This is a genomic window from Duganella qianjiadongensis (assembly GCF_009857915.1).
In the GTDB taxonomy this organism is placed as follows: domain Bacteria; phylum Pseudomonadota; class Gammaproteobacteria; order Burkholderiales; family Burkholderiaceae_D; genus Rugamonas; species Rugamonas qianjiadongensis.
In genome coordinates this window covers 609,920-621,896 of record NZ_WWCM01000001.1, presented here as the reverse complement: position 1 = coordinate 621,896, position 11,977 = coordinate 609,920, and the positions used below count along the sequence as shown (strand labels likewise).

The following is an 11,977-nucleotide window of genomic DNA, read 5'->3' as shown; positions in this document are numbered from 1 at the left end:
GGGCCGCTGCCGGCCCGGGGGAAACCGTAATCATACTGCATTTGAGTGCTGGCTGGCGGGCCGGAAAGGGGTGTCAGACGGCATGCCGCAAGCGCCTCGCTGGGAGTGTAGGCCTGTGTCTGGCAGATGTCAATGCTATCTTATGTCTTATATAAGACAGATAAGTTATTGCTGGTTTTTGCTGGACGGCAGGGGGTATTTGTGGTGAAATCGTGGTCTATGAATTCCGTGCCGCCTAATAATAACCCTGCATCCACTACCGCAAGCGGCAGTGCGGGCAGCGCTACGGCGGCTCCTTCGCCCACGTTCTCGCCACTTTATCAGCAAATCAAGGGTCTGATTACCCAGAGTTTGCAGTCGGGCGAATGGAAACCGGGCGAACTGATCCCTAGCGAAGTGGAACTGGCCAACCGTTTTAAAGTAAGCCAGGGCACGGTGCGCAAAGCGATCGACGAGCTGGCGGCGGAAAATCTGGTCATGCGCAAGCAGGGCAAGGGGACTTTTGTTTCCACCCATCACGAAGCACGCGCTCACTTCCGTTTCCTGCGCCTGATGCCGGACGAAGGCGTGCCGCACTATCCCGACAGCAAAATTATCGAAGTCAAGCGCATGCGTGCGCCCGCCGATGTGGCGCGCCTGCTCGAACTCAAGTCGGGCGATGCCGTGGTGTACATCAAGCGGGTGCAGGCGTTTGACGGCGTGCCCACCATTGTGGAAGAGCTGTGGCTGCCGGGCATGATCTTCAAGGGACTGACGGCCGAGCGGCTGGTGGAATACAAGGGGCCCATGTACGGCCTGTTCGAATCGGAATTCGGCACCCGCATGATACGCGCGACGGAAAAGATCCGCGCCGTCAGCGTGGGCGAGGAAGATGCAAAATTACTGGGCATCGCTGCCCAGACCCCGCTGCTGGAATCGGAGCGGGTGTCGTTCACTTACGGTGATAAAGCGGTGGAACTGCGCCGCGGTCTGTATTCGACCGCCCGGCACCACTATCACAACGAATTGAACTAAGTGAGCTGAACTGTACGGATCACAGGAGTTGATGTGAGGAGATGCCCGTTTGTTGCAATGCAGCGGCGGGCGGCGAAAACAGGGTGGAAATCGAGGCAAACCCTTGTTGCGCTGAAAATACGTTGAGCTACAGAAAGTAGCCGTCGCAGCTGTTGACTACCACTATTTTAGTTATATGTAACAATACATATTGGTTAGAAATGCGAAAATCAGCGAAAATCGCATTCTCGAAATTTTTGTTTATGCCTAGGAGGTCTTGATATGTCAGAAGCCGTAAGGGAAGCCCCGAAGAAAGAACGGCCGGAGTTCCGTAACATCCATGTGACGGAATTGTCCAACTACCGCTTGCCTTTGGCTGGCCTGGTATCCATTTTGCACCGCATCAGCGGCCTCACGATGTTCCTGCTGCTGCCATTCGTGCTGTACCTGCTGGAGCAAAGCCTGCGCTCGGAAATTTCCTTTGCGTACTACCAAGGCATCGTTTCCTATCCGCTGGTCAAACTGATCATTCTGGCGCTGGTCTGGGGCTATCTGCACCACTTCTGCGCTGGCTGCCGCCACCTGATCATGGATATGCACATCGGTCTGGCCAAGGAACAGGCGCGTCACTCGGCCGCTTCCGTGCTGGCTGTGAGCCTGACCCTGACCGCAATCATCGCCCTCAAACTGTTTGGAGTCTTCTGAGATGGCAACTAACGATAACATCGGACCTAAACGCCTCGTGGTAGGCGCGCACTACGGCCTGCGTGACTGGCTGGCGCAACGTGTCACCGCAGTGGTGATGGTGGCTTATACCGTCATTCTGCTGGTGTCCTTCCTGACCGGCCAGAACTTCACCTACGAAGGCTGGGCTGGCCTGTTCGCCCAGCAATGGTTCAAGCTGATCAGTGCCGTGACCCTGTTCGGTCTGTTCTTCCACGCCTGGGTAGGCGTACGTGACATCTGGATGGATTACGTGAAATCCGTCGGTCTGCGTCTGACCCTGCAAGTCGCCACCATCGTGTGGTTGATCGCTTGTGCCGCATGGTCGGTACAGATACTCTGGAGTGTTTAATCGTGGCAGCTATCAAATCTGCAATCCCTACCCGCCGCTTTGATGCGGTAATCGTCGGCGCCGGCGGCTCCGGCATGCGTGCATCGCTGCAACTGGCTGAAGCCGGTCTGAACGTCGCGGTACTGTCGAAAGTGTTCCCTACCCGTTCCCACACCGTGGCAGCGCAGGGCGGTATCGGCGCCTCGCTGGGCAATATGGCCGAAGACAACTGGTTCTGGCATATGTTCGACACCGTCAAAGGTGGCGACTATCTGGGCGACCAGGATGCGATCGAATTCATGTGCCGCGAAGCACCGAAGGTCGTGTACGAACTGGAACACTTCGGTATGCCTTTCGACCGTAACCCGGACGGCACCATCTACCAGCGCCCATTCGGCGGCCACACCGCCAACTTCGGCGAAAAAGCCGTGCAGCGCGCCTGCGCAGCGGCTGACCGTACCGGTCACGCACTGCTGCACACCCTGTACCAGCGCAATGTCCGTGCCCGCACCCACTTCTTCGTCGAGTGGATGGCACTGGACCTGATCCGTGACGCCGAAGGCGACGTGGTCGGCGTGGTAGCGCTGGAAATGGAAACCGGCGAATGCATGATTCTGGAAGCTAAGACCACCATCTTCGCTACCGGCGGTGCTGGCCGTATCTTCGCTGCATCGACCAATGCCTTCATCAACACCGGCGACGGCATGGGGATGGCGGCACGTGCCGGCCTGCCGCTGCAGGACATGGAATTCTGGCAGTTCCACCCAACCGGCGTGTCCGGCGCGGGCGTGCTGATCACCGAAGGCGTACGCGGTGAAGGCGGTATCCTGATCAACTCCGAAGGCGAACGTTTCATGGAGCGCTATGCGCCTACGCTGAAGGATCTGGCACCGCGCGACTTCGTGTCGCGCTCGATGGACCAGGAGATCAAGGAAGGCCGCGGCTGCGGTCCGAACAAGGATCACGTGATGCTGGACCTGCGCCACATCGGCGCCGACACCATCCAGAAGCGTCTGCCTTCGATTCTGGAAATCGGCCACAAGTTCGCCAACGTCGACGCGACCAAAGAACCGATTCCGGTCGTGCCTACCATCCACTACCAGATGGGCGGTATTCCGACCAACATCCATGGTCAGGTGGTGACGCCGAACGGCGACGGCACCCAGAAAGTGGTCAACGGCCTGTACGCCATCGGCGAATGCGCCTGCGTATCGGTGCACGGCGCTAACCGTCTGGGCACCAACTCGCTGCTCGATCTGGTGGTATTCGGCCGCGCTGCCGGTAACCACGTGGTGGCGCAGAACCTCAAGCAGAAGGAAAACAAACCGCTGCCTAAGGACGCTGCCGACTTCGCGATGAACCGTCTGAACAAGCTGGAAACCTCGAACGGCGGTGAAAAAGTGCAGGGTGTGGCCAACGACATCCGCGCCGCCATGCAGAAATACTGCGGCGTGTTCCGTACCGACGACATGCTGAACAAAGGCGTGGAAGAAATCATGAAACTGGACGAGCGTCGCAAGCACGTATCGTTCAAGGACAAGTCGAAAGTGTTCAACACCGCCCGCGTCGAAGCGCTGGAACTGGACAACCTGATCGAAACTGCCAAAGCCACCATCGTCTCGGCCGCAGCTCGCAAGGAATCGCGTGGCGCCCACGCCCACAACGATTTCCCGCAGCGTGACGACGACAACTGGATGAAACACACCCTGTGGTACTCGGCGGACAACCGTCTGGAATACAAGGCCGTCGTGACCAAGCCGCTGACGGTCGACACCTTCAAACCGAAACCACGTACTTTCTAAGAGCTAAGAACATGGCACGCACTCTCAAACTGAAAATTTATCGTTACGATCCCGATCAGGACGCCAAGCCTTATATGCAGGACGTGACGGTCGAGCTGAAAGACACCGACAAGATGCTGCTGGACGCCCTGCAGCGTATCAAGTCCGACGTGGATGATTCGCTGGCCCTGCGCCGCTCGTGCCGCGAAGGCGTGTGCGGTTCGGACGCCATGAACATCAATGGCAAAAACGGTCTGGCCTGCACCACCAACCTGAACGAGCTGACCGAGCCTATCGTGCTGCGTCCGCTGCCTGGCCTGCCGGTGATCCGCGATCTGATCGTCGACATGACACAGTTCTTCAAGCAGTACGATTCGGTCAAGCCTTACCTGATCAACGATTCCATCCGCCCTGAAAAAGAGCGTCTGCAATCGCCTGCCCAGCGTGAAGAGCTCGACGGCCTGTACGAGTGCATACTGTGCGCTTGCTGCTCGACCTCGTGCCCTTCGTTCTGGTGGAATCCGGACAAGTTCGTCGGTCCTGCCGGCCTGCTGCAAGCCTACCGCTTCATCGCCGACTCGCGCGACGAAGCCACCGGCGCCCGTCTGGATAATCTGGAAGATCCATACCGTCTGTTCCGCTGCCACTCGATCATGAACTGCGTCGACGTGTGCCCTAAAGGTCTGAACCCGAACAAAGCGATCGGCAAGATCAAGGAACTGATGGTGCGTCGCGCCATCTGATGCACCACACGGGCGGTGTGACTTTTTAATGCCGCCCGTTTTTGTAAAGTAGCCGCACCATGACTGCAACGAATACCGCTGCGCACCAGTCTGACCCGGCCAACCGCGCGCGCCTGCGCTGGCGCGCCCGCCGTGGACTGCTGGAAAACGACATCATCCTGACCCGTTTTCTCGATGCGCATGAAACCGAATTGACCGACGAGGAAGTGGACGCTCTGACGCGTTTGCTGGATCTGTCGGACAATGCCCTGATGGATCTGATACTGGCCCGCAAGGAGCCTGACGGCGATATTGATCTGCCCCAGGTACACACCTTGCTGGCGCGTCTGCGACTGGCCTGAGCCTGAAGCACGAGTACAGCATTAACTGTTTTTTTTACTTTTGTCTCACCTCTCCAAGAAGGAAGAGTTCATGAACACCTCTGATAACAAAGCCACACTGTCGTTCTCCGATGGCAGCCCATCGGTCGATTTCCCGATCTACAAAGGGACCGTTGGTCCGGACGTGATCGACATCCGTAAGCTGTATGCCGGTACCGGCAAGTTCACCTACGATCCGGGTTTCATGTCGACCGCGGCATGTAATTCCTCGATCACCTACATCGACGGCGACAAGGGCGAGCTGCTGTACCGCGGCTACCCGATCGAACAGCTGGCCGTGAACGCCGACTTCATGGAATCGTGCTACCTGCTGCTGAACGGCGAACTGCCGAACGCAGAACAGAAAGCCACCTTCGTCGACACCGTGACCAAGCACACCATGGTGCACGAGCAGATGCAGTTCTTCTTCCGCGGCTTCCGTCGTGACGCGCACCCGATGTCGGTACTGGTTGGTACCGTTGGCGCGCTGGCTTCGTTCTACCACGATTCGCTCGACATCAACGATGCCAAGCACCGTGAAGTATCGGCTATCCGCCTGATCGCCAAGATGCCTACTCTGGTGGCGATGGCTTACAAATACTCGATCGGCCAGCCGTTCGTGTACCCACGCAATGACCTGTCGTACAGCGCCAACTTCATGCGCATGATGTTCGGCAACCCATGCGAAGAATACAAAGTCAACGACGTGCTGGTGCGCGCGCTGGACCGTATCCTGATCCTGCACGCCGACCACGAGCAGAACGCTTCGACCTCGACCGTGCGTCTGGCCGGTTCCTCGGGCGCCAATCCGTTCGCCTGTATCGCTGCCGGTATCGCCTGCCTGTGGGGCCCCGCCCACGGCGGCGCGAACGAAGCTGCACTGAACATGCTGAAAGAAATCGGCACCGTCGAGAACATTCCTGCCTTCATCGCTCAGGTGAAAGACAAGAACTCGGGCGTGAAGCTGATGGGCTTCGGTCACCGCGTCTACAAAAACTTCGACCCACGCGCCAAACTGATGCGTGAAACCTGCTACGAAGTGCTGGAAGAGCTGGGCCTGCAAGACGACCCGCTGTTCAAGCTGGCCATGGAACTGGAAAAGATTGCACTGAACGACGAATACTTCGTTTCGCGCAAACTGTACCCGAACGTGGACTTCTACTCGGGCATCGTACAATCGGCACTGGGCATTCCAGTTTCGCTGTTCACCGGTATCTTCGCCATGGCCCGTACCATAGGCTGGATCGCCCAGTGGAACGAAATGATCGCCGATCCGGAACAGAAAATCGGCCGTCCACGCCAGCTGTTCGTGGGTTCGACCACGCGCGAAGTCAAGCCGCTGGACCAGCGTTAATCCGCTGTCTCGGATACAAGAAAGCGGGCTGCGGCCCGCTTTTTTTTCGCCCGTTTTCTGCCCAGCCGGCACCGTGCGTGCCGCTGCTGTCAGTTGTCCTGATCGAGCAGGGCCTGTATCTCGGCGCGTTCCTTCTTGCTCACGTGGCCGCCGCGCAGGGCCGCCAGCACCAGCGCCTTGCCGGAACCGGCAAAGGCTTTCTGTATCAGTTCTTTCAGCAGATTGGTTTGCAGCGCATCCTGCGCCTGAGCCGGCGCATAGATGTGGGCGCGCTGGCTTTCGTCGCGGCTGAGGATACCTTTGCTGTGCATGACCTGCAGCAGGCGCAGCACGGTGGCGTAGTTCATCTCGGGCCGGCTGGCCAGTGCGGCCTGATGCACCTGCTTGGCCGTGGCCGGTCCGCTGGCCCACAACAGGCGCAGCATTTCCAGTTCGGCAGGGGTGGGTTTAGCGACGGGTGGGTTCATGTTGCGCATTTTTATAAGACTATGCATCTAGATTAAAATATCTAGATGCATTTGTCTAGTTGCGCAGCGGGGCGCGAGTCCCCTTTAGTTTACCCAGCGTGGCTGGCTTATCTGCAGGCTTACCACTTCATTTCGCCTTTGGCGACTTTGGCGCTGGTGTCCAGAGCTGCTTTCAGACCTGCTTGCGGATACAGTTGCTGCATGCGGGTGATGAGTGCGGCCGAGTTGGCGGCGGCCGCCGTTTCCGCTTCAAATTTCACCAGATAGTCGCGGGTAAAACCGATGCTGGCAGGCGTCAGCGCGCTGCCCACCTTGAAGTGGCCCGGCACCACGGTGTTCGGCTGCAGGGCGGCGATGCCGTCCAGCGTGGCTAGCCACTGCTGGCGCGAGGCTGCCGTCTGGGTGTCGGCGGTCCATACGTGCAGGTCGTTGAAGACCACCACGCCACCGGCCACCGTCCTGATCGACGGGATCCACACATAGCTGCGCTCCGGCTGCAGACCGGTGATCTGCAGGGTTTCGCCTTCCAGTTCGATGCGGTCGCCCTGCAGCACTTGCGGCACGATGATGCTGTGCGGCGCGTTGTCTTTCAGGATGGGGCCCCAGTACGCTACTTTGGCATCTTTTTTCTTCTCGATGGCAGCCACGGTGTAGGCAGTGGCGACGATTTTCGCTGCAGGGAAAGCAGCGTGGATCACGTCTAGGCCGAAATAGAAATCCGGATCGCCGTGGCTCACATACACGGTGGTCAGGCGCTTGCCGCTGGCGCGGATCTGTTCGACCAGTTTCAAGGCTTCGGCACGCGAGAACTGGGCGTCGATCAGTACCGCATCCTGGGCGCCGCTGACCAGTACCGAGGCGACGGGGAAGATGGCCGCTTCGCCGGGATTGAATACTTCCACCTTGAGCGGGGCGGCGCTGGCGCTGCCCAGAGTGGCGGCGAAGGCGCTGGCTAACAGGGTTTGCAAAGGTTGCTTAAGCATGATGGGCTTTCGTGTCGGGTTAGAATGACGTCATCTTAAATTGCTTGATACGGTAGAAAAACCCCGTATCATTCACTAATTAATTGCGCAAATCGGACGAATCTATGGATAGAATTACTGCCGCCCAGGTGTTTGTCAGCATCGCCGAACGGGGCAGCATGATTGCTGCCGCCGATGCCCTCGCCATGTCGCGCGCCATGGTCACGCGCTATCTGGCGCAGATGGAGCAGTGGGCCGGCGCCCGTTTGCTGCACCGTAGTACCCGCCGTCTCAGCCTGACGGATGCGGGCACGCTGACGCTGGCGCGCTGCCGCAGCATGCTGGAGCTGGCCGAGGATATGGCGCTCGACAGTGCGGTGGAAGAGGGCGCACCGCGCGGTCTGCTGCGCATTAGCTGTTCGCAGTCGCTGGCGCAGGCCGTGCTGGCGCCGGCCATGACGGCGTTTCTGCAGCGTTACCCTCACACTAAGGTCGATATGCAGATTAATAACCGCGCCGTGAATCTGGTCGAGCAGCGCATCGATCTGGCGCTGCGCATTACCAATGCGCTGGAACCGAATCTGATCGCGCGCCAGCTGGCCCGCTGCGATTCGGTGGTGTGCGCGGCGCCTGCCTATCTGGCACGGCATGGCAGGCCGGGGCAGGTGGCCGATCTGGCGCGCCACAACTGCCTCACCTATAGCTATTTTGGCAAAAGCCTGTGGCAATTTACCGACGTTCATGGTGAGGCCATGTCGGTGCCGGTCAGCGGCAATCTGTCGGCCAATGAAGATACCAGTCTGCTGCGCGCAGCACTGCAGGGCGCCGGCATCGTGCTGCAACCTAAGTACAGCGCTATGGGGCTGATCGCCTCCGGCGAGCTGGTGCAACTACTGCCGCAATTCACCCCGCAACAGATGGGTATACACGCTATTTATACCTCGCGCCAGCATATGTCGGCCGCTTTGCGCGCCCTGCTGGACTTTCTGGCCGGGTGGTTCCGCAGCGATGCGGGCTGGCTGGCCCATACCCCCGAGCCAGCACAAGGCGGCGCGGTGCAGCGTCTGCCGCGTTCCTGAGCGATAAGGCTAAAGCTTAAATTAATGAAAACATTTCAGCGCGCTAGGCCGTCGGGCAAGCCTATCGCCACACTTAATGCCACATTAAAACGCAAGTTTTCACGGGTTTTTGCCGCACAAATGGTTGTTCGGATACAATACCGGTGCTATCCTGAATGACCGATTTTTGTAGTACCCGAAGAAATATAGCCCTTCCCCACAACTTGATGTGCAATCCGCTAACCGGTCAGGCCGTGTCGCGGAAGGTTAGATTAACCCGCTAATCTCGCGAAGCGCGAAGAAAGGTGAGCAATATGATGCAACAATATACGTCCAACTCCTACCTGTTTGGTGGGAACGCCCCGTACGTCGAAGAACTGTACGAAGCGTATCTCGACAATCCAGGTTCTGTGCCAGACAACTGGCGCGCCTATTTCGACGCCATGCAGCACGTACCGGCCGTCGATGGTTCCAATAAACCCGACGTCGCCCACGCCTCCGTGATCGCCTCTTTCGCCGAACGCGCGAAAGCCGGTCCTATCCGCACCGTGGTGGCTTCGGCCGACGCCGAAATGGGCCGCAAACGCGTGGCTGCTACCCAGCTGATCGCAGCCTACCGCTACCTCGGTTCGCGCTGGGCCAATCTGGACCCGCTGCAGCGTCAGGAGCGTCCGGCTATCCCTGAACTCGATCCTAGCTTCTACGGGTTCACCGATGCGGACATGGACACCGTATTCAACATCAGCAACACCTACTTCGGCCCAGAGACCGCGACCCTGCGCGACCTGCTGAACTTCCTGCGCGATACCTACACCCGTTCGATCGGCGCCGAGTTCATGTACATCTCCGACCCGGCCGAAAAGCGCTGGCTGCAAGAGCGTCTGGAAGCGATCCGCTCGACGCCTAACTTCACCGCAGAGAAGAAACAGCACATCCTGGAGCGCCTGACCGCTGCCGAAGGTCTGGAACGTTACCTGCACACCAAGTATGTCGGTCAAAAGCGTTTCTCGCTGGAAGGCGGCGAAACCTTCATCGCGTCAATCGATGAAATCATCCAGCGCGCCGGCGAAAAAGGCGTGCAGGAAATCGTGATCGGTATGGCCCACCGCGGCCGTCTGAACGTCCTCGTGAACACCCTGGGCAAATCGCCTAAGGAACTGTTCGAAGAATTCGAAGGCAAGCACGGCGACGACCTGCCAGCCGGTGACGTGAAATACCACCAGGGCTTCTCGTCGGACATCTCGACCGCTGGCGGTCCGGTCCACCTGTCGCTGGCCTTCAACCCATCGCACCTGGAAATCGTCAACCCTGTAGTAGAAGGCTCCGTCAAAGCCCGTATGGATCGCCGCGGCGACCACGCCGGCAAGCAAGTGCTGCCAATTCTGGTGCACGGCGATGCCGCTTTCGCTGGTCAGGGCGTTGTGATGGAAACCCTGAATCTGGCCCAGACCCGTGGTTACGGCACCGGCGGTACCGTGCACATCGTGATCAACAACCAGATCGGTTTCACCACCTCCGACCCGCGCGATGCCCGCTCCACCATCTACTGCTCGGACGTCGTCAAGATGATCGAAGCACCGGTGCTGCACGTCAACGCCGACGATCCTGAAGCCGTGGTACTGGCTTCGCAGATCGCCATGGACTACCGTCTGCAGTTCCAGAAAGATATCGTCGTTGACATCATCTGCTACCGCAAACTGGGCCACAACGAGCAAGATACCCCGGCACTGACCCAGCCGCTGATGTACAAGAAAATCGGCCAGCACCCAGGCACCCGCAAACTGTATGCGGACAAACTGGTTGCGCAGAGTGTGATTCCGGCCGACGGCGGCGAAAAAATGCAATCGGCCTTCCGTGACGCCATGGACGCCGGCAAGCACACGGTGGATCCGGTCATCACCAACTTCAAGAACAAGTTCGCCGTCGACTGGCTGCCGTTCCTGAACCGCAAGTGGACCGATAGCGCCGATACCGCCGTGCCGATGACGGAACTGAAACGTCTGGCTGGCCGCATCACCACCGTACCGGAAAACTTCAAAGTCCACGCACTGGTCGAAAAAGTGCTGGCTGACCGTTCGGCCATGGGCCGCGGCGAGCTGAATCTGGACTGGGGCATGGGCGAACATCTGGCCTTCGCTTCGCTGGTCGCTTCCGGCTACGCTGTGCGTCTGACCGGTCAGGATGCTGGCCGTGGTACTTTCGTCCACCGTCACGCCGTGCTGCACGATCAGAACCGCGAGCGCTGGGATGCCGGCACCTACGTGCCGCTGCAGAACATCGCCGAAGGTCAGGCACCGTTCACCGTGATCGACTCCGTGCTGTCGGAAGAAGCGGTACTGGGCTTCGAATACGGCTACTCGACCGCAGAACCTAACACCCTGACCATCTGGGAAGCCCAGTTCGGCGACTTCGTCAACGGCGCTCAGGTCGTGATCGACCAGTTCATCAGCTCCGGCGAAGTGAAGTGGGGCCGCGCTTCGGGTCTGGTGATGATGCTGCCGCACGGCTACGAAGGCCAGGGTCCGGAGCACTCGTCGGCGCGTCCGGAACGCTTCCTGCAGCTGTGCGCAGACAACAATATGCAAGTGGTCCAGCCGACCACCGCCTCGCAGATCTTCCACGTGCTGCGTCGCCAGATGGTGCGTCAGTTCCGCAAACCGCTGGTCATCCTCACGCCGAAATCGCTGCTGCGTAACAAGGATGCCGGTACTCCGCTGACCGAACTGGCCAAGGGCGCATTCCAGACCGTGATCGGTGAAGTCGACGAGAAAATCGACGCCAAGAAAGTCAAACGCGTCATCGCCTGCTCGGGCAAGGTCTACTACGATCTGGTCAACGCACGCAAAACCCGCGGCCAGACCGATACCGCCATCATCCGTGTGGAACAGCTGTATCCATTCCCGCACAAATCGTTCGCTGCCGAACTGAAAAAGTTCCCGAACCTGGCGGAAGTGGTATGGGCACAGGACGAGCCGCAGAATCAGGGCCCATGGTTCCAGATTCAGCACAACATCTTCGAGAGCATGGAAGCCGGTCAGCGTCTGGCCTACGCCGGTCGCCCGGCGTCGGCATCGCCAGCCGTCGGCTACTACGACAAGCACTATGCCCAGCAAAAAGATCTGCTGGAAACGGCTTTCTCGAAGCTCAAAGGCTTCATCCTGACCAAATAAGTCCCATGGCGCCGTGCCCGGCACGGCGCCTTTTTA

The 11,977-nt window shown here is 59.0% G+C and carries 11 protein-coding genes; 9 read left to right on the top strand and 2 right to left on the bottom strand.

Features of this window, described 5'->3' with window-relative positions; translation table 11 throughout:
- Positions 1 to 219 precede the first annotated feature (219 nt).
- The 7 genes from GTP27_RS02830 (at position 220) to gltA (ending at position 6,284) form a co-directional block, all read left to right on the top strand.
- The gene (locus GTP27_RS02830; protein WP_161037630.1) at positions 220 to 1,014 is read left to right on the top strand and encodes a GntR family transcriptional regulator; all 795 of its coding nucleotides are present in this window, start codon (positions 220 to 222) and stop codon (positions 1,012 to 1,014) included.
- A 261-nt stretch (positions 1,015 to 1,275) separates the two neighbouring features.
- On the top strand, positions 1,276 to 1,698 hold the full coding sequence (sdhC, locus tag GTP27_RS02825) for a succinate dehydrogenase, cytochrome b556 subunit (RefSeq protein WP_161037629.1): 423 nt from the start codon (positions 1,276 to 1,278) through the stop codon (positions 1,696 to 1,698).
- A gap of 1 nt (position 1,699) precedes the next feature.
- Positions 1,700 to 2,068: a succinate dehydrogenase, hydrophobic membrane anchor protein gene (gene sdhD, locus GTP27_RS02820; protein ID WP_161037628.1), complete on the top strand. Its 369-nt coding sequence runs from the start codon at positions 1,700 to 1,702 to the stop codon at positions 2,066 to 2,068.
- 2 nt (positions 2,069 to 2,070) lie between these two features.
- A complete protein-coding gene (gene sdhA, locus GTP27_RS02815) occupies positions 2,071 to 3,849 on the top strand; it encodes a succinate dehydrogenase flavoprotein subunit (protein ID WP_161037627.1) in 1,779 nt (592 codons plus the stop codon).
- 11 nt (positions 3,850 to 3,860) lie between these two features.
- The gene (locus GTP27_RS02810) at positions 3,861 to 4,571 is read left to right on the top strand and encodes a succinate dehydrogenase iron-sulfur subunit (protein WP_155433468.1); all 711 of its coding nucleotides are present in this window, start codon (positions 3,861 to 3,863) and stop codon (positions 4,569 to 4,571) included.
- Between the two features lie 59 nt (positions 4,572 to 4,630).
- Positions 4,631 to 4,912 carry an FAD assembly factor SdhE gene (locus GTP27_RS02805; protein ID WP_161037626.1) on the top strand — a complete coding sequence of 94 codons (282 nt, stop codon included), beginning with the start codon at positions 4,631 to 4,633 and terminating at the stop codon, positions 4,910 to 4,912.
- 70 nt (positions 4,913 to 4,982) lie between these two features.
- Positions 4,983 to 6,284, top strand: a complete 1,302-nt coding sequence (gene gltA / locus GTP27_RS02800; protein ID WP_155433470.1) for a citrate synthase — start codon at positions 4,983 to 4,985, stop codon at positions 6,282 to 6,284.
- Between the two features lie 89 nt (positions 6,285 to 6,373).
- Here the strand turns inward: gltA and GTP27_RS02795 are convergent, their stop codons facing one another.
- Both GTP27_RS02795 and GTP27_RS02790 read right to left on the bottom strand, forming a co-directional pair.
- A complete protein-coding gene (locus tag GTP27_RS02795) occupies positions 6,374 to 6,751 on the bottom strand; it encodes a BlaI/MecI/CopY family transcriptional regulator (protein WP_161037625.1) in 378 nt (125 codons plus the stop codon).
- 119 nt (positions 6,752 to 6,870) lie between these two features.
- A complete protein-coding gene (locus GTP27_RS02790; protein WP_161037624.1) occupies positions 6,871 to 7,734 on the bottom strand; it encodes an MBL fold metallo-hydrolase in 864 nt (287 codons plus the stop codon).
- A 104-nt stretch (positions 7,735 to 7,838) separates the two neighbouring features.
- On the opposite strand from GTP27_RS02790, the gene GTP27_RS02785 reads away from it, so the two are divergent.
- Complete coding sequence (locus GTP27_RS02785; RefSeq protein ID WP_161037623.1) at positions 7,839 to 8,792, top strand: LysR family transcriptional regulator; 954 nt, start codon at positions 7,839 to 7,841, stop codon at positions 8,790 to 8,792.
- 293 nt (positions 8,793 to 9,085) lie between these two features.
- Positions 9,086 to 11,941: a 2-oxoglutarate dehydrogenase E1 component gene (locus tag GTP27_RS02780; protein WP_161037622.1), complete on the top strand. Its 2,856-nt coding sequence runs from the start codon at positions 9,086 to 9,088 to the stop codon at positions 11,939 to 11,941.
- Positions 11,942 to 11,977: the final 36 nt, after the last annotated feature.

Coding starts and splice junctions, on each gene's coding strand:
- GTP27_RS02830 (WP_161037630.1), top strand. CDS start 220: ATGAATTCCGTGCCGCCTAATAATAACCCTGCATCCACTACCGCAAGC.
- GTP27_RS02785 (WP_161037623.1), top strand. CDS start 7,839: ATGGATAGAATTACTGCCGCCCAGGTGTTTGTCAGCATCGCCGAACGG.
- GTP27_RS02795 (WP_161037625.1), bottom strand. CDS start 6,751: ATGAACCCACCCGTCGCTAAACCCACCCCTGCCGAACTGGAAATGCTG.
- GTP27_RS02810 (WP_155433468.1), top strand. CDS start 3,861: ATGGCACGCACTCTCAAACTGAAAATTTATCGTTACGATCCCGATCAG.
- GTP27_RS02790 (WP_161037624.1), bottom strand. CDS start 7,734: ATGCTTAAGCAACCTTTGCAAACCCTGTTAGCCAGCGCCTTCGCCGCC.
- gltA (WP_155433470.1), top strand. CDS start 4,983: ATGAACACCTCTGATAACAAAGCCACACTGTCGTTCTCCGATGGCAGC.
- GTP27_RS02780 (WP_161037622.1), top strand. CDS start 9,086: ATGATGCAACAATATACGTCCAACTCCTACCTGTTTGGTGGGAACGCC.
- sdhC (WP_161037629.1), top strand. CDS start 1,276: ATGTCAGAAGCCGTAAGGGAAGCCCCGAAGAAAGAACGGCCGGAGTTC.
- sdhD (WP_161037628.1), top strand. CDS start 1,700: ATGGCAACTAACGATAACATCGGACCTAAACGCCTCGTGGTAGGCGCG.
- GTP27_RS02805 (WP_161037626.1), top strand. CDS start 4,631: ATGACTGCAACGAATACCGCTGCGCACCAGTCTGACCCGGCCAACCGC.